Source organism: Paracoccus sp. AK26 (assembly GCF_011801365.1).
GTDB lineage: Bacteria > Pseudomonadota > Alphaproteobacteria > Rhodobacterales > Rhodobacteraceae > Paracoccus > Paracoccus aerius.
On sequence record NZ_CP041045.1, the window covers coordinates 428,551 to 447,511 of the forward strand.

General features: G+C 67.8%; 18 protein-coding genes. 9 read left to right on the forward strand and 9 right to left on the reverse strand.

Going from position 1 to position 18,961, the window contains the following annotated elements; translation table 11 throughout:
* Nucleotides 1-26: 26 nt before the first annotated feature.
* A complete protein-coding gene (locus tag FIU66_RS17790; RefSeq protein WP_229849393.1) occupies nucleotides 27-512 on the reverse strand; it encodes an Lrp/AsnC family transcriptional regulator in 486 nt (161 codons plus the stop codon).
* A 130-nt stretch (nucleotides 513-642) separates the two neighbouring features.
* On the opposite strand from FIU66_RS17790, the gene hppD reads away from it, so the two are divergent.
* From hppD to FIU66_RS17805, 3 genes are all read left to right on the forward strand, one after another.
* Nucleotides 643-1,755 (forward strand): 4-hydroxyphenylpyruvate dioxygenase, encoded by a 1,113-nt coding sequence (hppD, locus tag FIU66_RS17795; RefSeq protein WP_167624218.1) that lies wholly within the window; start codon nucleotides 643-645, stop codon nucleotides 1,753-1,755.
* Between the two features lie 23 nt (nucleotides 1,756-1,778).
* Nucleotides 1,779-2,141 (forward strand): Rieske (2Fe-2S) protein, encoded by a 363-nt coding sequence (locus FIU66_RS17800; RefSeq protein WP_370528980.1) that lies wholly within the window; start codon nucleotides 1,779-1,781, stop codon nucleotides 2,139-2,141.
* Nucleotides 2,142-2,411: 270 nt separating this feature from the next.
* Nucleotides 2,412-2,624 (forward strand): hypothetical protein, encoded by a 213-nt coding sequence (locus tag FIU66_RS17805; RefSeq protein WP_167624219.1) that lies wholly within the window; start codon nucleotides 2,412-2,414, stop codon nucleotides 2,622-2,624.
* Between the two features lie 79 nt (nucleotides 2,625-2,703).
* Here FIU66_RS17805 and FIU66_RS17810 read toward each other — a convergent pair whose 3' ends face one another.
* The 4 genes from FIU66_RS17810 to FIU66_RS17825 form a co-directional block, all read right to left on the reverse strand.
* Complete coding sequence (locus FIU66_RS17810; RefSeq protein ID WP_167624220.1) at nucleotides 2,704-3,216, reverse strand: hypothetical protein; 513 nt, start codon at nucleotides 3,214-3,216, stop codon at nucleotides 2,704-2,706.
* Between the two features lie 10 nt (nucleotides 3,217-3,226).
* Nucleotides 3,227-4,378, reverse strand: coding sequence for a zinc-dependent alcohol dehydrogenase (locus FIU66_RS17815; protein WP_167624221.1), 1,152 nt, complete (start codon nucleotides 4,376-4,378; stop codon nucleotides 3,227-3,229).
* Nucleotides 4,379-4,452: 74 nt separating this feature from the next.
* Nucleotides 4,453-6,966, reverse strand: a complete 2,514-nt coding sequence (locus FIU66_RS17820; protein ID WP_167624222.1) for an ABC transporter permease — start codon at nucleotides 6,964-6,966, stop codon at nucleotides 4,453-4,455.
* Nucleotides 6,963-7,661, reverse strand: a complete 699-nt coding sequence (locus FIU66_RS17825; RefSeq protein WP_167624223.1) for an ABC transporter ATP-binding protein — start codon at nucleotides 7,659-7,661, stop codon at nucleotides 6,963-6,965. Before FIU66_RS17825 ends, FIU66_RS17820 begins: the two co-directional genes overlap by 4 nt.
* On the opposite strand from FIU66_RS17825, the gene FIU66_RS17830 reads away from it, so the two are divergent.
* Nucleotides 7,660-8,367, forward strand: coding sequence for an arylesterase (locus FIU66_RS17830; protein ID WP_167624224.1), 708 nt, complete (start codon nucleotides 7,660-7,662; stop codon nucleotides 8,365-8,367). The two genes, FIU66_RS17825 and FIU66_RS17830, sit on opposite strands and share 2 nt — an antisense overlap.
* Before the next feature lie 3 nt (nucleotides 8,368-8,370).
* On the opposite strand, the gene FIU66_RS17835 is transcribed toward FIU66_RS17830, so the two are convergent.
* Nucleotides 8,371-8,796, reverse strand: coding sequence for a DUF1810 domain-containing protein (locus FIU66_RS17835; protein WP_167624225.1), 426 nt, complete (start codon nucleotides 8,794-8,796; stop codon nucleotides 8,371-8,373).
* A gap of 96 nt (nucleotides 8,797-8,892) precedes the next feature.
* Here FIU66_RS17835 and FIU66_RS17840 point away from each other — a divergent pair, with 96 nt between their 5' ends.
* From FIU66_RS17840 to FIU66_RS17855, 4 genes are all read left to right on the forward strand, one after another.
* Nucleotides 8,893-9,951 carry a DHH family phosphoesterase gene (locus FIU66_RS17840; protein WP_167624226.1) on the forward strand — a complete coding sequence of 353 codons (1,059 nt, stop codon included), beginning with the start codon at nucleotides 8,893-8,895 and terminating at the stop codon, nucleotides 9,949-9,951.
* Nucleotides 9,948-11,054, forward strand: a complete 1,107-nt coding sequence (gene uvsE / locus FIU66_RS17845) for a UV DNA damage repair endonuclease UvsE (protein WP_167624227.1) — start codon at nucleotides 9,948-9,950, stop codon at nucleotides 11,052-11,054. Before FIU66_RS17840 ends, uvsE begins: the two co-directional genes overlap by 4 nt.
* A gap of 79 nt (nucleotides 11,055-11,133) precedes the next feature.
* On the forward strand, nucleotides 11,134-11,637 hold the full coding sequence (locus tag FIU66_RS17850; protein ID WP_167624228.1) for a DUF3280 domain-containing protein: 504 nt from the start codon (nucleotides 11,134-11,136) through the stop codon (nucleotides 11,635-11,637).
* 133 nt (nucleotides 11,638-11,770) lie between these two features.
* Nucleotides 11,771-12,442 carry a restriction endonuclease gene (locus FIU66_RS17855; protein WP_167624229.1) on the forward strand — a complete coding sequence of 224 codons (672 nt, stop codon included), beginning with the start codon at nucleotides 11,771-11,773 and terminating at the stop codon, nucleotides 12,440-12,442.
* A gap of 3 nt (nucleotides 12,443-12,445) precedes the next feature.
* On the opposite strand, the gene malQ is transcribed toward FIU66_RS17855, so the two are convergent.
* From malQ to FIU66_RS17870, 3 genes are all read right to left on the reverse strand, one after another.
* Entirely contained in the window at nucleotides 12,446-14,233 is a 1,788-nt protein-coding gene (gene malQ / locus FIU66_RS17860) for a 4-alpha-glucanotransferase (RefSeq protein ID WP_167624230.1), read from the reverse strand.
* A 275-nt stretch (nucleotides 14,234-14,508) separates the two neighbouring features.
* Complete coding sequence (locus FIU66_RS17865; protein WP_167624231.1) at nucleotides 14,509-16,152, reverse strand: glycerol-3-phosphate dehydrogenase/oxidase; 1,644 nt, start codon at nucleotides 16,150-16,152, stop codon at nucleotides 14,509-14,511.
* Nucleotides 16,145-17,671: an FGGY-family carbohydrate kinase gene (locus tag FIU66_RS17870; protein ID WP_167624232.1), complete on the reverse strand. Its 1,527-nt coding sequence runs from the start codon at nucleotides 17,669-17,671 to the stop codon at nucleotides 16,145-16,147. Before FIU66_RS17870 ends, FIU66_RS17865 begins: the two co-directional genes overlap by 8 nt.
* A 203-nt stretch (nucleotides 17,672-17,874) precedes the next feature.
* Here FIU66_RS17870 and FIU66_RS17875 point away from each other — a divergent pair, with 203 nt between their 5' ends.
* Complete coding sequence (locus tag FIU66_RS17875; RefSeq protein WP_167624233.1) at nucleotides 17,875-18,942, forward strand: M20/M25/M40 family metallo-hydrolase; 1,068 nt, start codon at nucleotides 17,875-17,877, stop codon at nucleotides 18,940-18,942.
* Nucleotides 18,943-18,961 lie beyond the last annotated feature (19 nt).

An 18,961-nucleotide genomic window follows, 5' to 3' on the forward strand; every position in this document is an offset into this window, starting at 1 on the left:
GGACCGACCACCCGTTGACGCGGTCTTCAGGATGGATCGGGCGTCGCGACCAGACCGGGCGCGACGCCCTTTTCGTCCTTCAGCGTCTTCAGCACGATCTCGGACCGCACCTGCGACACCTGGGGATGGGGCAGCAGGTGCCGGTGGACGAAGTCGGCAAAGGCTTCCAGATCGCGCACGCGCACATCAAGGATGTAATCCGCATCGCCCGACACCGAGAAGGCCGAGCGGATCTGCGGATGCGTCGCGACGAAGCGCGCGAATTCGTCTTCCTTCTGCTGGCCATGGCTGGACAGGTTGACGCGGATGATCGCGCGCATTCCGTAGCCCAGCTTGGCCGCGCCAAGCCGCGCCGAATAGCCCTCGATCACGCCCGCCTCCTCAAGCGCCGCGCGTCTGCGCGAGCATTGGGACGGCGACAGCTTCACGACTTCGGCCAGGGCGGCATTGGTCATCGCGCCGTCCCGCTGCAAGGCCGTCAGAATGGCGATATCGAATCCATCCAGCTTCATCCGACGCATCCTTTTCCATTTTCATGCACGTTCCGTGCATATATCGGCGTTCTGCCCGATACTTCGCAACCCTCATGCACCAAACCCGTGTCATTCTGACATGGAACCGCAGCGAACAGGAGGAGCGCGCATGGGACCGTTTCCGCATGATGCCCCAAAGGCCACGATCAGCGACATCAACCCCGCCGGCACCGACGGCTTCGAATTTGTCGAATATGCCCATCCCGACCCGCAGGTGCTGGACCGGATCTTCCGGCAGATGGGCTTTGCGCCGGTCGCGCGCCACAAGACCAAGAACGTCACGCTGTATCGCCAGGGCGACATCAACTACCTGCTGAACGCGGATGCAGACAGCCATGCTGCGGGCTTTGTCCAGGAACATGGACCCTGCGCGCCGGCGATGGCCTGGCGGGTGGTGGATGCGCAGGCCGCGCTGAAGCGTGCGCTTGACCTGGGCGCCACCGAATATACCGGCCCCGGCAAGTCGATCGAGGCGCCTGCCGTCTATGGCATCGGCGGCTCGCTTCTGTATTTCATCGACCGCTATGGCGACACCGGCAGCGCTTATGAGGCCGACTTCGACTGGCTGGGCGCGCCCAACCCGCGCCCCGAGGGCTTCGGCTTCTTCTACCTGGATCACCTGACCCACAACGTGATCCGCGGCAACATGGACACCTGGTACAAGTTCTACCACGACACCTTCAATTTCCGCGAAATCAAGTATTTCGACATCAAGGGCAAGCAGACCGGCCTTGTCAGCCGCGCGCTGACCTCGCCCGACGGCAAGATCCGCATCCCCATCAACGAATCCACCGACGATCACAGCCAGATCGAGGAATATCTGCGCGAATACAAGGGCGAGGGGATCCAGCACATCGCGATCGCCTCGAACGACATCTATGCCGGAACGGACCGGATCCGCGACGCGGGGATGGAGTTCATGCCGGGACCGCCCGACACCTATTACGAGATGTCGCACAAGCGGGTGAAGGGCCACCAGGAGCCCATCGAGCGCATGAAGAAGCACGGCATCCTGATCGACGGCGAAGGCGTGGTCGGCGGCGGCGAGACGCGGATCCTGCTGCAGATCTTTTCCAAGACCGTGATCGGGCCGATCTTCTTCGAGTTCATCCAGCGCAAGGGCGACGACGGCTTCGGCGAGGGCAATTTCCGCGCGCTGTTCGAATCCATCGAGGAAGACCAGGTTCGCCGCGGGGTGCTTAGCGCCTCTCCGGCGGAATAGGCCCGGCTGCGGACGCGGGCGGGATGGCCTGGACCGACTATTCCTCTGCCCCCGCGCCGGGAACGCGGGTCTGTCCGCTGGCCCAGGTTGCGGGCGTGCTGTCGCTGTCTGTTGTCACCGACAAGGGCAGCTTTCCCTTGCTGGTGACGCAGGCGGGCGGCCTGCGGGCCTATGTGAATGCCTGCCCGCACCAGTATCTGCCGCTGGATTACCGCAGCGACCAGCTGCTGTCGGCGGATGGCACGATGCTGATGTGTTCAGCCCACGGCGCCCGCTTCGACATCAGCACCGGCGCGGCACTCGGGGGGCGGATTGCGGGCTGGACGCGGTTCCGGTGGCGGTCGTCGATGGGATGGTCGTCATCGGGCAAGACCCGGACTAGATAAGCCCCAGGCGCGCGGCCCGACCCGCGCGCCCGACCGTCCATGTGTCAGGGCGGACGGTCGTTACCTCCAGTTGAGCAGCTTGATCGGCACAACGTGCACGAAACCGATGCCGAAGTTTCATATCCAACTTCATCGATTTACCACGTTCACGTGCAAGCTGTGGCGACCGCGCACGTGCAGGGCGGCAGGTCTTTCCGGAACAAAAGCCCCCCGAAGCCGGTTCGGACATTGTCTGAACACCTGTCGCATGACAGGAAATGGAGGTTGCAGATGCCCGGCACGAACCAGGAAATCCACGGTGCTCCCCTTGAAACGACCGATCCCGAAGGGATCCTGCCCGATGGCGTAAGGGGCACGACGCGGGACACGGCCTATACCCGACCGGCTGACGAACACGCAGGCTATAAGGATCCGACCGAGCCTGACCTGCGCAAGCCATCCGAACAGTTCGAAGACGACGCGGAACAGACACCCAAGCGTTAGAACCGGCAGGGGCCACGACAAACGGCAAGGGACCGGCCTTCCGATCAGGCCGGTCCCTTTTTCCGTGGTGCAAGATGCCTCAGCGCAGGTGGCGGCGGCTTGGGCTGCGGTTGCGGCCAAGCAGCGCGACTGCGACCACGGCGATGCCTGCGCCAATGGCCGCCTTCTTGACCAGGCCGTTGCGGTTGTGGCGCATCTCGGCCCTGACGCCCATCTCGCCCGGCACGTTCGGCAGATGGCCATGGGTCAGGTCGTCCACGATCCCCTCGACCATGTTGACCCGGTCGGCGCCCAGCAGCATCAGCCAATGCCGCCAGTCGGATTCGCTATAGCCGAAGGCTGCGCGGCGGATCATGCCGCTGAGGCCAGCAGGCGCGACCGAGGTTCCGAACACCGCCGGACGGCGGTTGTATTCCATCGATTGCAGCACCTCGATATCGGTGCGCTGCGACTTGGGACGGTTCCAGTCGGACCCGGTCTCAACAGTCCTGTCCCGCATCGGATAGGTCGGGTCGTTCCGCGAATCCGCGTCCACGCCCCAGCCGATGACATCTTCCGGGTTGATCGTCTGGGAAGTAATCTGGCGTGCCATCGTCACTCTCCTAGCGGCCGTTGTTGGGGTAAAGGACCGGCTTGATGCATTCGTCCATCTTGGCCGAGAACAGGTGATAGGCGTCGGGCAGGTCTTCCAGCGGCACGCGGTGGGTGATCAGCGCCTTGGGGTCGATCCGCCCCTCCTTCACATGTTCCACCAGGCGGGGCAGCAGCCGCTTGACCGAGGCCTGGTTGGCCCGGATCGTCAGCCCCTTGTTCAGCACGTTGCCCATCGGCACCATGTTGCCCGTGGGCCCATAGACGCCGACGATGGACACGACCCCGCCCTTCTTGGCCGAGTTGATGGCCCAGTGCAGCACGATGGCATTGCCCGCCTCGATCTTCATCTTCTTGCCCAGTACGGTGCGCAGCGCGCTGCCAGCCGCATCACCGCCAACCGCATCGATGCAGACATCCGCGCCCAGCCCGTCGGTCAGTTTCTTGATGAAGACCGCCATGTCGTCGATGGACTGGAAGTTGTAGACCTCGGCCGGGCAGTAATGGCGGGCGAAGTCCAGCCGGTATTCCACATGGTCGATGACGATCACCCGGCCCGCGCCGAACAGCCAGGCGCAGCGGGCGGCCATGATGCCCACGGGCCCGGCACCAAAGACCACCACGGTGTCGCCCATCTGGATGCCGCCCATCTCGGCCGCCTGATAGCCCGTCGGCACCACGTCCGTCAGCAGGACCGCGTCATCGGGATCCATCCAGTCCGGGATCGGCATCGGCCCCACGTCGGCATAGGGCACCCGGACATATTCCGCCTGCCCGCCGTCATAGCCCCCGGCGGTGTGGGAATAGCCGAAGATGCCCCCCACGGCGGTGGCCTGCGGGTTCGATTCATGGCAGTTGCCGAACAGCCCCTGCTTGCAGAAATGGCACTGCCCGCAGGCGATGTTGAAGGGCACCAGCACATGGTCGCCGGCCTTCAGGGTCTGGACCTCGGGTCCGACCTCCTCGACGATGCCGCAGAACTCGTGCCCGAAGGTGGTTCCGATGCGGGTGTCGGGAACAAGGCCGTTGTAAAGATGCAGGTCGGACCCGCAGATGCAGGACCGGGTGACACGCACGATGGCGTCGCGCGGATGCTGGATGACCGGATCGGCCTTCGAGGCCACGCGCATCCGGCGCGGTCCCCTGTAATCGGCTGCAAGCACGTCGGTTCCTCCTTGTCGACCTGTCATGCAACCGTGAAGGGCCGGGACAGTTCCCGGATCGGGGGAAACCGTCCCTATTCCTGCGCGCGAAGCACCCGCGCGGGCCGCGCCGACAGGGGTCGCAGCGCGAAGGCCAGGCCCGCGGCCATCGTGGCGATGATGCCGCCCGCAATGACGGCCAAGGCCGATCCGGGCGCGAAGCGGTAGTCAAGCTCCATCACCTGGGTCAGGATCGCCCAGGCGGCAAGGGCCGCGACGACAACGGCGACCAGCCCCGCCGCGGCCCCCATCAGCGCGGACCTCAGCGCGAACGATGCAAGGACCGTGCCGCGCGCCGCGCCCAGGGTCTTCAGCACCGCCGCCTCGAACACCCGGACGCGTTCGCCGGCCGCCGCCGCGCCGATCAGCACCACGAAGCCCGTCGCCAGAACCGCAAGCGCCGCAAGCGAGGTCCCGGACGCAAGCGCGCCCATAGCCTCGGCCACCCGTTCGGCCACGTCGCGGACGCGGATCGGGGTGATGTTGGGGTAGCTGTCCGAGATGTCGCGCAGAAGCTGCGCCTCGACCGCAGGATCCGAATGGACGGTGGCGATATGGGTCTGCGGCGCCGATTGCAGCGTCGCCCCGTCGAAGATCATCACGAAGCCGATGCCGCCGCTGCGGAAGTCGACCTGGCGGAAATTGGCGACGGTTCCGGTGATGTCGCGGCCCAGGATATTGACCGTGATCCGGTCGCCCAGCGACAGGCCCAGTTCCGCCGCCTCCTCGGCCCCGAAGCTGATCAGGGGCGGACCGGCGTAGTCGGCGGGCCACCATTGGCCCGCCGTCAGGGCCGCGCCCTCGGGCGGGGCGGCGGCATGGCTGACGCCCCGGTCGCCCCGCAGCACCCAATGATCGCCCCAGTCCCGCGCGGGGATGTCGTTGATGGCCGTGATGATGCCGCGCAGGGATGGCGCGGTGTCGACCTGACTTACGCCCGGATCGCCGTTCAGCCGGTCAAGCAGGCCGGGCAACTGGTCGGGCTGGATGTCGATGAAGAAGAACGAGGGCGCCTGCTGCGGCAGTTCGGCCGCAATCGCCCGGCGCAGGTTCACGTCGATCTGGCCAACCGTCGCCAGCACCGTCAGGCCAAGGCCCAGGGACAGGACCACGGCCACCGCGCCTTCCTGCGGGTTGCCGACCGCACCCACGGCCAGCCGCAGGGCGCTGCGCCCGCGCAGGGCGGGATGACGCGACAGCCGCCGGGCCAGGGCGCGCAACCCCCGCGCCGCCAGCCACAGCGCGCCCAGGGCCAGCACGACCCCCGCCGCCACCGACAGCGCCAGCCGGGGAACCGAGGCCATCACCGCCGCAGTTCCGATCAGCGCCATCACCGCCAGCAGCAGCGCGGCCATGTATCGCCGGCGAGGCCGGGCGTGGGCGTCGGTCCCGATGCCGCGGAACAGCGCCGCGGCGCGCACCCCCTCCACCCGCGCCAGGGGCAGCAGGGTGAAGATCAACGCGGTCAGGATGCCATAGATCGCGGCCTCGACCAAAGGCGCGGGATAAAGGGTGAACTCGACCGGGATCGGCAGGCGGGCCTGCAGCAGGGGTGCCGCGGCCAGGGGCAGCAGCGCGCCAAGCGCAAGGCCCAAGGCCACCCCCAGAAGGGTCAGCGCGCCGATCTGGGCGAAATAGACGGCAAAGATCGTCCGCCCCTCGGCCCCCAGGGTCTTCAGCGTGGCGATCACGGGGGTCTTGGTGTCCAGATAGCTGCGCACGGCAGAGGACACGCCGACCCCACCGGTCGCCAGCCCCGCAAGGCCGACCAGCACCAGGAAGGATCCCAGCCGATCCACAAAGACCTCGACCCCCGGCGCACCGCGGCGGCTGTCGCGCCACCGCATCCCCGCCCCCTCGAACCGGACCAAGGCATCGGCCCGCAGCCGGTCCAGGCTGTCGCCGGGGCGCAGCAGCACCCGGTAGCTGGTTTCAAAAAGCGTGCCGGGCGACAGCAGGCCCGCATTGGCCAGGCCGGCGGTTGCGACAAGCGTGCGGGGGCCAAGGCCGAAGCTGCCGCCAAGCGCGTCAGGCTCGCGCGTCAGCGCAGCCATCAGCACGAAATCCTGCACGCCCAGCCGGAAGCGGTCACCGACCGACAGCCCCATCCGCTGGATCAGCAACGGGTCCATCGCCGCCCCCGGCAGTCCGTCGCGCCCGGCCAGCACCTGCGCCACCGTCATCGGCGGGTCGAATTGCGCCTCGCCCGTCAGGGGCCAGTTGGCATCGACGCCCTTGACCTGGGTCAGGGCGCGGTCGTCGCCCGTCACGGCCATGGAGCGGAAATCGACGATCTCGGATACGCGGGCGGCGCGGTCTTCGATCCAGGCGCGCTCGGGGTCGGTCGCGAAGCGATACGTCAGGCGCAGCGCGGCGTCGCCCCCCAGCAGCACCGCGCCCTGCCGGGACAAGCCCGTCTCGATCGCGGCGCGGACGGTGCCGACGGCGGCGATGGCGCCGACCCCCAGCATCAGGCACGAAAGGAAAATCCAGAACCCCGCCAGCCCCCCGCGCAATTCCCGCCGGGCGATGCGCCAGGCGGCGGTCACGATGCGGCCCGCTGGCGGCGGTCCTCGGCCTCGACCAGGCCATCGCGCAGGCGCAGGACGCGGTCGCAGCGGGCGGCAAGCTCGGGCGCGTGGGTGACAAGAACCAAGGTGGTGCCGTGCCGGTCGCGCAGGCCGAACAGCAGGTCCATGATCGCCTGTCCGTTCACCCCGTCCAGGTTCCCGGTCGGCTCGTCCGCCAGCAGGATCGCGGGGCGCGGCGCCACCGCGCGGGCCAGCGCCACGCGCTGCTGTTCGCCGCCCGACATCTGCGCCGGGTAATGGTCCATCCGCGCGCCCAGGCCGACTGCCCGCAATTCATCGGCCGCGCGGTCGAAGGCGTCGGGCTGGCCCGCCAGTTCCAGCGGGGTCGCGACGTTCTCGAGCGCGGTCATGGTGGGGATCAGGTGGAAGGACTGGAAGACCACGCCCATGCGCCCCCGGCGGAAGCGGGCCAGGGCATCCTCGTCAAGTGCGGTCAGGTCGTGGTCCAGGGCCCGGACCGATCCGCCGGTGGCGCGTTCCAAGCCGCCCATCAGCATCAGCAGCGAGGACTTGCCCGAACCCGACGGCCCGATCAGGCCCAGCGTCTCGCCCCGGTGGACATCCAGCGAAATGCCCCGCAAGATCGCGACCGGCCCGGCATTGCCTTGCAAGGTCAGGTGGACATCCCTCAGCGACAGAACCGGACCCATCATGACCATCCTTTCCCTTGCCCTGCGTTTTCTGGCATCTAGGCCTTGCCGCCGTTCAGGCAAGCCACGGTTTCGCGACATTCTGACGACGGCCTTTCTGGCCGCAACCCCGGCAGCAGTCCTTGCGCAAGAGCCGTTCCGGCTGGTGGCCCTGGGGGATTCGCTGACCCAGGGCTATGGCCTGCCGGCCGATCAGGGGCTGGTTCCGCAGCTTCAGGACTGGCTGCGGGCGGCGGGCCATGACGTGATCGTGATCAATGCGGGCGTCAGCGGCGACACCACGGCTGGGGGTTTGTCGCGGCTTGACTGGACGCTGGCCGACCGGCCCGACGCGATGATCGTGGCGCTTGGCGGCAACGACCTGCTGCGCGGCATCGACCCGGCCGAAAGCCGCGCGAACCTGGATGCGATCCTGACCCGGCTGGATGCCGAGGGCGTGCCCGCCATGCTGGTGGGCCTGCCCGCCCCCGGCAATTTCGGACCCCAGTTCCAGCGGGACTTCGGGGCGATGTTTCCCGAACTGGCGCAGGAACATGGCGCCACGCTCTACCCCGACCTGCTGGCCCCGATCACGCAACGATACACCGCGGGCCAGGATTATGCCGACCTGATGCAGGACGACCAGTTGCACCCAAGCGCGGCAGGGGTGACGGCCATCGTCGCGGCGATGGGACCGGCGGTGGATGCATGGCTGGACATGCTTCGCTGAAGGTCACTCCAGCCGGTCCAGCGTCAGGCGGCAAGGACTGCCGTCGAAGAACGCCCGCAGGATCCGGGCAAAGACATCCGGCGCGCCCTCGACCTGCGCGAACAGCGTGGCCGAGGATCGCAGCTTTTCCGCATCCACCGGGCCGAAGATCGCCGTCGCCGGAACGCCTTCATGCGCCAGAACCGCCTCGGCGCAGCGGATCAGGCGCGGGCCAAGCACCGGATGGGCCAGGTATCGCCGCGCCTCGTCCCCGTCGACGATGCCATAGCGGTGGGACATCTGCGACCGGCCCAGCCCGCGCAGTTGCGGAAAGATGAACCACATCCAGTGGCTTTGCTTGCGCCCTTGCCGCAATTCCGACAGCGCGCGGTCATGGATGCCGTCCTGCGCGTCGACAAAGCGGTCCAGCGTATCGGGATCGTCCGGCATGGGGCCTCCTCGCAGTTGTGGCGAGAACGGGCCGGGGCGGGCCTTTGTTCCGGTCCTGCGACCTGAACCCGCAGGCCGGTTGCGCCGTTAGGCACCATGACCTTGCAACCCGTTCAGTCCCCCGACGATGCCGCAGCCGCCTTTCGCGCGGCGCTTGACCGCTTTGACCCCGCGCGCCGGCCCCTGATCCTGGGGCATTTCGACGCGGACGGGCTGGCGGCCGTTGCGATCCTGGCGCGGATTCTGGACCGCGCGGGGCGGCCTGCCGACATCCGCATCATGGGCAAGGGCGAAAACCCCTGGTCGCCCGCGTCGCGGGACGGGCTTTTAGCCCTGGACCCGGGCGGGCTGATCGTGACGGACCTTGGCGTGCAGGCGGGCCCCATCCTGCCGGGCGTTCCCACTGTGCTGATCGACCACCACGTTCCACAGGGCGTGCCGGATGATGCGGCCGTGATCTCGGGCAACGGTTGGCTGCCCGAGCCGACCTCATCGCTGCTGGCCTTCTGGTGCGCGGGGGCGCTTGGACCCTGTGACGACCTTCTTTGGCTGGCGGCCCTTGGCCTGATCGGCGACATGGCGGACGAGGGTTTTCCCGAACTGGCCGAGGCGCAGGCACGATATGGCAAGACCGCGCTGCGGGATGCCGTTTCCCTTGTCAACGCGCCCCGCCGGACGGCAAGCGCCGATGCGACGCCGGCGCTTGCGCTGCTTCTGAAATGCGACGGGGCCAAGGATCTGCTTAAGGGCGGCCACCCGGAAACCGATCTTCTTCATGCCGCCAAGGCCGAGGTTGCGGCGGCCCTGGAGGGAGCCCGGCGGGTGGCGCCCCGCATACGCGGCGATGTCGCGCTGATCCGCTTTGCCTCGGCCTGCCAGATCCACCCGCTGATCGCGCAGTCCTGGCGCGGGCGGCTTCGGGACAAGATCGTGCTGGCGGCCAATACCGGCTATCGCCCCGGCTGGGTGCATTTTGCGGCCCGCAGCGCCACGGGCACGGACCTGATCGACTTCCTGGCCCGCCACCGCCCGCCCGGCGCGGGCACGGAGTATGGCAGCGGCCATGCCCAGGCGACGGGCGGCGCGCTGCGGCCCCAGGACTGGAACGACTTCGCCACCCGCATCGGCTTTCCCGAGGAGACAGTGCCCCAATGACCAACCGGCCCCTGCGTCTGGGTTTTCCCGTCAAGGTGATGGGCAAGCCCGGCCTGAAAAGCAACGACACCCGGCGATGGCAGCAAAGCCCGCATCTGAAGACCTCGCTGGAATACCTGGACGCGATCCTGGATTATCTGGTCGAGGCGCGGATAGACATGTACCGCATGTCCTCGGATCTGGCGCCCTATGCCACGCATCCTGACATGCCGCAGTTCCATTCCATGGTGGCCGAGAGCAATGCCGAACTGGCGGCGATCGGTCGCAAGGCGCGCGACCTGGACATCCGGCTGTCCTTCCATCCGTCGCAATTCGTGCTGCTGAACAGCCCCGACCCTGCGCTGACCGAGAAAAGCATCTGGGATCTGGCCTCTCAGGCAGAGATGCTGGACCGGATGGGAATGGGTCCGGAAGGGGTGCTGGTGACCCATGTCGGCGGCGTCTATGACGACCGCGAGGCCAGCCGCGCCCGCTGGATCGAAGGATACCAGAAATGCCCCGACCATGTCCGCCGCCGCCTGGTCCTGGAAAACGACGATATCCGCTTTTCCGCCGCCGACGTGCTGTGGATCCACGACCGCTGCGGGGTGCCGCTGATCTTCGACTACCAGCATTTCTGGTGCCTGAACCCCGAGGGCCTGGACCTGCGCAACACGCTTGAACGGGTGATGGCGTCCTGGCCCAAGAACGTGCGGCCGAAGATCCATTTCTCGTCCCCCCGGACCGAACTGCGCGAGATCAAGCGCAAGGTCACTGACAAGGACCGCGCGGCGATGAAGGCCGATGCCCCGGCCAAGGGGCCGCTGACGCGCGAGGTGGTCAAGGCCACATCCCGGTTCAAGACGGTGCTGCTGCCGCCGATCTGGACCGGACACGCCGATTTCACCAATCCCTTCGAATTCGCGACCTTCATGCGCACCGCCCAAGGGCTGGACTTCGATGTCATGCTGGAAGCCAAGACCAAGGATCTGTCGCTTCTGAAGCTGCGGGGCGACCTTCTGCGCTATGCTCCCGACGTGGCGGCGCGCTTCGGCCTGCAGGCCGCCGACGCGATGCCCGACGACATGCTGGAAGAGGAGTTGGGCGCGTCCGAGGAAGGCTGAAGGCGGCTCGGCTCTTTTTCCGATAGGAAGCAAGGCAAGCGGCCGCTAGACTTGGGCCGTATCCGATGGGGCTGAAGCCATGCTGAAACCTCTTGCCCTGGCAATGGCTGCAACGCTGGTCCTCTCGCCCGCCTGGGCGCAGGATCCGGTGCCGCGCGGGTCCGTGGCCTTCTTCGGCCTTTACCTGATGAACAATCCGGGCGATCCCGACGACAGCGACGAACGCGCCCGCATTGCCATGGCCGAGGATCAGATCGCCCGGAACCTGGAAGCGCGCGGCTTCATCCTGGTGGATACCGCGCCCGTCGCCCAGAAGCTGGCGCAGGTCAAGAACATCGCCTCGTGCAACGGCTGCGACATGAAGCTGGCGCAGGAACTGGGCGCGGATTATTCCGTGACCGGAGAGATCCAGAAGACCTCGGAACTGATCCTGGCGCTGAACCTGTTCCTTCGGGATGCCAAGGCGCGGACCAATGTCCGCCATGGAGCCGTCGACATCCGGGGCAACACCGATGAAAGCTGGTCGCGCGGCTATCGCTATCTGTTGAACAACATCATCTTCAGGGGCGAGCCCCGGCCCTGACAGGCACGGCCATTTCCTCCGCAAGGCTGGATTCGCTGGGTTTTTCTTTGCCAATTGCCCAAGGGTTAATTTTCCCTTAGGCTGTGCTTCCTGGGTGACAGTCGCGCCAGGCATGTCACCTTTCCCGAATCCGATGCGCCGCCTGATCGCAACTGCCTTTTACCTGTTCCGCTATGCCGTCCTGTCGGCCACGCTGATCGTGATCGGCGGGTTTCTGATGGCGACCTTTGCGGGCGGCGTGGCGGCAACGGGCGCAGGCGGGGCGCCCGCAATGGCGGGGGTGGTGCTGGCGGCCCTGGTGATGCCCTGGCTGTTCCTGCCCCGGACCGTGGCGCAGCGGCGCAAGGGCAAGCGGCGCGCCAAGCGCACGCAGCCCCGGGCACGCAGCGCGGCCCGGCCCCGGCCCCCGGCCAGATCCCGCGCCCCTTCTTCGTCGTCGTCTTCGTCGTCGTCATCATCGCCGTCACTGCCCCGGAACGGGCACGATTTCGAGCAATGGGTGGCCGACCGGCTGGAACTGCATGGCTGGCGGGCCGTGGTCACGGCCGGGTCGGGCGACCAGGGCCTTGACATCATCGCCAAGCGCGACGGCCGCAAGATCGGCATCCAGTGCAAGCGATATGACGGCGCGGTCGGCAACAAGGCCGTGCAAGAGGCGTTTTCGGGCCGCGCCTATCACCGCGTCGATGCGGCCGTGGTCATCACCACCGGCCATTACACCGAAAGCGCCAAGGCCCTGTCGCGCAAGACCGGGGTGCATCTTCTGCACGTCAAGGACATTCCCCGGATGCGCAGGATCTGCTGAGCCTCAGGCCTTGCCCGGGCGTTCGGCCCTGATGCCGGCGACGATCGCGCCAAAGATGTCGCTGGCGGTAATTGCCTCGATGGTGCCGGGCAGCTTGGGCCGCCAGTTCGGGTATTCGTCGGCGGTGCTGGGCAGGTTCACCGGCCGGTCGTCGCCTGCAAGATCTTCCAGCCGGACGGCCATCAGGCGCGCCGGCGTGCGGGCCACGAAGCGATGGGCGGCCACGACCAGATCGGGCGGCGCCTGGCGGCTGTCGGCCAGGGAGGTGTCGTCCAGCAGTCCTTCGGCAGCCAGGGCGCGGACCAGGGCACGACGTTCGCCTGGGCGGGCTTCGGCCTGTTCGCGGGCGGTGTCGGGACTGATCAGGTCGAACTGTTCCCGCAATTCGATGTCGCGGCCGGCCCACCAGCCCAGGAATGTGGGCAGGTCATGGGTGGACAGGCAGGCCAGGGCCTTCTCGGGGTAATGCGGCGGCGGCAGGAAGCCTCCATCCTCGTCGCGTTCGAAGAACAGGATGCGATAGGACAGGATCCTCGCGGCCTCCATCATCTCGCGGAAGCCGGGCGGGACATTGCCCAGATCCTCGCCGATGACGATCGTGCCATTCTCCTGCGAGGCGCGGGCAAGCGCGGTCAGCATGTCGTCCAGCGGATAGCGGGCATAGGCGCCCGCATCGGGGCCCGCGCCCTCGGGGATCAGGAACAACTGCCAGATGCCCATCGCATGGTCGATCCGCACCGCACCGGCCTGGGCCATGACCCCGGCCATCAGCGCGCCAAAGGGGGCCGCGCGCGAGGCTGCCATCGCCGCGGGGGACAAGGGTGCCAGCCCCCAGTCCTGCCCCAGTTCGTTGAAGTAATCGGGCGGCGCACCGATCCGCACATCCGCCAGCACGTCGGGGTGGCCCCAGCTTCCCGACCCGTCCCCGGCCTCGCCCACCGCGACGTCGAGGTATAGCCCGATCCCCATGCCCGCGGCCTTGCAGGCATCCCGGACCTGCCCAAGTTGGTGGTCGGTCTGGTCCTGCAGCCAGCGATAGAAGGCGATCTGGGCCGCATGGTCCTGCGCAAAGGCGGTGACATGGGGACCCTTGGGATCCTGCCAGGATTCGGGCCAACTGGCCCAGCCCGCGCCGTGGCCTTCCGCAACCATATGGGCCGAGACCGCATCGAACAGCGCGTGCCGGTCCAGGTCCGTCCCGCCCCTGCGCCGGAAATCGGCCGAGGCATCGGGGCAGCCCGCCTTTTCCCAAAGCGCCCGAAGCGCCTTCAGCTTGACGGCAGCGACACCGGGATAATCCACCAGGTCCGTCTGCCGCAGTCGGGCAATGGCATCGGCATCCGCCATCGCGGGATCAAAGCCGTCGATCCGGTCGATGGCCAGGTAGAGCGGGTTCAGGAAGCGCCGGTTCGAGGGCGAGAAGGGGCTGCACCGCGCAGGATCTGCCAGAAACATCGCGTGCAGCGGATTGAGGCCGATGAAATCCGCCCCCATGTCCCCAAGCACTGCCGCCAGATCCTGGAGATCGGCAAAGTCGCCGATGCCCCAGTTGCGATCCGAGCGCAGTTGGTAAAGCTGCACCGCGACGCCCCAGGCTCGGTCAGCCTCGGGAAGATGGCAATGCAGGTCACGGGGGGCCTCGAGTTTCTGCGGGCGCATGGCCGGGCCGCCGCCAAAGGCCGCGACAAGTTTCTCGAGCGTGGCGTCGGGCACGCGGTGGGCGGTACCGCCCATGCCTTCATAATCAGGCTGGATGCCCAGTTCCTGTGCCTTCGCCCTGATGTCGTCCATGACTGCCCCCTGCCGTTGCTGAATGAACAGCCCGGCATGGGGATTGTTCCGACCCTCACTCTTGTCCCGTCCCCTTGGCCGAAAGGACAGGTTTCCCTTTTCGTCAGGTCCAGACATAAGGTCTGCATCAGCCAGGCGGCATGGTAGTGCGTCTTTTTAGTTGGTTGCGCCGCCCGGCTGATAAATCTTTCCCTGCAGTCCAGATGCCCCATGCCGGACCGGCACCGCCTGGTCATGCAGCGACAAGCGATGCGCCAGTTGCTGGGCCGGCCGCCCTATGACAGCCGCAGCCTGTGCCGCGTGACCAGCAATGTTTCGGTGTCCTGGATCTCGCGCGTCCTGCGGTCGGCGTCCCATGACAACGTGGCGGCGCACAGCGCCCCGATCCGGTCTAGGTCGCGCCGCGACAGGTGGCCGGTGACGGCCAGGGGCGTGCGCCGCATCACAAGGTCGGCCAGGTGCTGCACGCTTTCGTGCCGCACCAGCCAGTCCAGTTCGGGGATCGAATAATCGGCATCGGCCAGCATCTCGGGCGCGGCGCCCTCGACCGTCAGGATCGCCTGGGCCGTGGTGCCATAGCGCGCCAGCAGCCGTGCCGCGCGGGCGGGGCTTGTGCCGATGCCGCGCGCCGCGCTTTCGGCCCAGGCTTCGGGATCGGCGGGATAATCGCGCCCGCCGCCGATCGGCGCCAGCTTCGTGTCGAAGCGCCGGGCTTGGCCCAGGCGGTCCAGCACCAGGTCCGCGACTTCCTCGGCAAAGCCGCGGAAGGTCGTCCACTTGCCCCCCACAAGCGAGATGATCGGCCAGGGCCGCGCCCCGTCCGGTTCTGCCACGGGGGCTGAATGGTCGCGGCTGATCAGCCCCGGATTGGCCGCGTCCGAGGCGGGCAGCGGCCGGATCCCGGAATAGGCATAAACGATCTGGCTGCGGTCGAAGCTCAGCCCCGGCAGCAACCCGCGCAGCGCATCCAGGAAATAGTCGATCTCGGCATCGTCGCAGGCCACGTTGTCGGGGTCGTCGTCGCGGGTGTCGGTCGATCCCACAAGCGCCCTGCCCAGATAGTCGAAGACCAGGCAGATGCGGCCGTCATCGGCCTCGAAATAGATCATCCGGCCCTTCAGCGCGGCGATCAGGTCGGGGTGATCCAGCAGGATATGCGACCCCTTGGTCCCCCCAATCAGGCGCGAGGGCGCGCCAAGCGCCGCGTTCACCCGGTCGATCCAGGGGCCGGCGGCGTTGACCACGATCCGGGGCCGCAGCGCCTGAGCGCCGGCGGGCGTGTCCAGACGCAGCACCGCGCCCCCTACCCCCTCCAGCGTGGCATAGTTCAGGGCCTGCGATTGCGGACTGGCGCGCATCCCCTCGGCCAGCAGTTCCCAGACCAGCCGTTCCGGCAGGGCCACGGTCGCGTCGTAGTATTGCCCCGCCGCGACGATGCGCGGGGTGATGGGCGGGATCTCGCGGATCGCGCGCTTCCTCGACCACAGCTGGTGGCGGGGCATGACCCTGTGGCGGCGGCCATAGAAATCATACATCGCCAGCCCGGTCTTCATCAGCAGCGCGCCCCTGCTGCGCGGAGCGGTCGTCGATCCCAGCAGCGTCCGCAAGGCGGCTCCCACCCCCTTCAGCCAGGAAAAGATCGGGATCACCGTGGGCAGCGGGCGCACCAGATGGGGGGCGTTCTTCAGCAACAGGTTGCGTTCCAGCGTGGACTGCGCGACCAGGCGCAACTCGCCCGTTTCCAGATACTTGATGCCGCCGTGGATCAGCCGCGACGGCGCGGCCGAGGTGCCGCCGCCGAAATCGCCCTTGTCCGCGATCACGCAGCGCAGCCCCTGTTCGCAGAGGTCGCGGAACAGCCCCGCGCCGTTGATGCCGGCGCCGAGGATCAGCACGTCGATGTCCTGGATGTCAGTCATGGGAAGCCTTTGCCAGATCCTCGATCCGCGGCCAAAGCGGCGACAACGCGGCGACAAGATCGTTGAAGACGCCGTAGCGGCGCGACAGGTCCGCCGCGCGGCCGGGGTCCGGGTGGTAGATGGTGGTCAGCGCGGCCAAGTCGCGCGGATCGGCAACGGGGCTGTCGAACAGGCCCACGCCCGACCCCGCGCACAGCGCCGCGCCCCAGGCGGCGGCCTCGTCCGTGTCGCTGGTGGTGACGGGCATGTCCAGCACGTCCGCGAACAGTTGCGCGAAGACCGGGCTGCGCGAGATGCCGCCGGTCAGCCGCGCCGCGCCGGGCGCAAAGCCGTCGCGCAGAGCATCGACATGGTGGCGGTGGTTGAAGGCGATCCCCTCGACCACGGCGCGCAGCATCTGGCCCCGGTCGTGCCAGCCGTGCAGGCCCAGGAAGGCGCCGCTGGCCTGCGGGCCGTGGGGTGATCCGAACAGGTAGGGATGGAAGATCGCAGAGGACGGGCGCGACAGCGCGACCGCGATCTCGGGCACGATCTCGGCGTGGAAGGCGCGGCCCTCGGCTTCAGCCGCGCGGCGGTCGCTGCCGCAGAGCGTGTCCAGAAACCAGTCATAGTTCGCCGCCGATGCGGGCGAGATCGACATGGCGTTCCATTCCCCCCGCCGCAGCCCGTTGCGGCAGAACCAGCGGGCATCGGTGCGGGGTTCGGCCGACACCGTCTCGTTAATGGAATAGGTCCCGGCGACGATGGCGACGGTCCCCTGCCCATAGCCTCCCGATCCCAGGGCCGAGGCGGTCACGTCGTGCAGCCCCGCCACGACCGGCGTGCCCGGCGCAAGCCCGGTTGCGGCAGCCGCCGCCCCGGTCACATGACCCACGACCTGATCGGGCAGCGCGACAGGGGGCAGGGCGTTGCGCAGCGCGCCCAGCCCGAAGACGGCAAGCGCGTCCAGGTCGAAGTCCTGGGTGCCGACATTGGTGAATGACGTGCTGGCCTCGGTCAGGTCGGTGCCGATCCGGCCGGTCAGGCAGAAGGTCAGCCAGTCCTTGCAGGCCAGCGCATGGCCGATCCGGCCGAAGCGCTCGGGCTGGTTGTCGCGGATCCAGGCCAGGATTGCCGACGGGGCCGAGGCATGGGGAACCTGTCCGGTCAGCGCCAGGGCGCGGTCGGCTGTGCCGTCGCGCAGCCAGGCCCCTGCCAGATCGCCCGCGCGGCTGTCCAGCGACAGGATCCCCGGCCCCAGCGGCTGCGCCTGCCGGTCCAGAAGGTAAAGCCCGTCGCCATGCGCGGTCGCGGCCACGGCGGCGATCTGGGTCGCGGGGCGGCCGCAGGCGGCGACGGCTTCGGCAATGGCGGCGGCGGTCTGGCTCCACAGATCGCCCATGTCCCGCTCGACATGACGCGCGCGGGGCATGGACTGCGCGACGCGGCGGCGGGCGGTTGCCAGGACCTGACCGTTCTCGGCGAAGATCACCGCCTTGGTGACGGTCAGCCCGTTGTCGATCCCCAGAAGCAGCGCCATCCCGACCCCTTCCCTTTCCGCATGTCCCGCGGCTGGCATATCCCCCCGAACGGTCCGCGCCAAGGGCAAGGCAATGGGCCCGGTCCTCCGGCGCGGCCGGGGCACGGGAGGCAGCTTTTGTTTGTCGGGACGGAAATCCGGGAACAAAGGGCAGGCTCGGTCCTTTGAACAGCCCGAATGCCCAAGACCGAAGGATCACCGACATGGCGCCCGAATCCCTTGATTTCCTGACCTCCCTTATCGCCGCCCCATCGCCCAGCGGCAGCGAACAGCCCTCGGCCACGGTGTTTCGCGACCGCGTGAAGGATTTCGCGGACAAGGTCGAGGTCGACATCGTGGGCAATGTCATCGCCGTCCTGAACCCCGAGGCCGAGATGCGGGTGATGCTGACCGCCCATCTGGACGAGATCGGCTTCATCATCCACTACATCGCCGATGACGGGCTGCTGTATTTCAGCCCGATCGGCGGTCATGACAGCACGACCCTGCTTGGCCAGCGGGTCTGGGTGCATGGCAAGGACCGGGTGCCGGGCGTCATCGGCCGCAAGGCGATCCACCTTCTGGACCCCGACGAGGCCGGCCAGAAGCCGAAGATGTCCGAGATGTGGATCGACATCGGTGCGACGTCCCGCGACCAGGCGGAAAAGGCCGCACGCGTGGGCGATGTGGTGACGTTCCAGTACGAGTTCCAGCCCCTGATGGGCAGCAGGGCGGTGGCGCGGGCCTTTGACAACAAGGGCGGCCTTTATGTCGTGGCCGAGGCGCTGCGGCTGCTGCGCCAGGACGGCGGTCTCCACCCCGAGGTGGGCGTCTATGCCGTGGCCGCCGTTCAGGAGGAGATCGGATCCCGCGGGGCGCAGATCGCCGCCCATAGGATCAACGCGCGCACCGGCCTTGCCGTGGACATGGGCCAGGCGACCGATTATCCCAACGCGGATGTGCGCCGCTATGGCGTGCTGGACATCGGCAAGGGGCCGGGCATTGACCGGGGCGCCAATACCAGCGACGCGGTCTTCGACATCCTGATGCAGGCCGCGACCGAGGACGACATCGCCTGCCAGATCCATGCGACGGCAGGCACCACGCCAACCGATGCGCAGGTCATGCAGATCAGCCTGAACGGCATGGCGACCGGGCTTCTCAGCGTGCCGCTGCGCTATATGCACACGCCTTGCGAGGTGATCGACCTGGCCGACCTGGATCGGACGGCGCAGCTTGCGGCCGCCTATTGCCGCCGCATCCGCCCCGACACCGATTTCTGCCCACGCTGAAGACGGCCGGGGGTTAAGA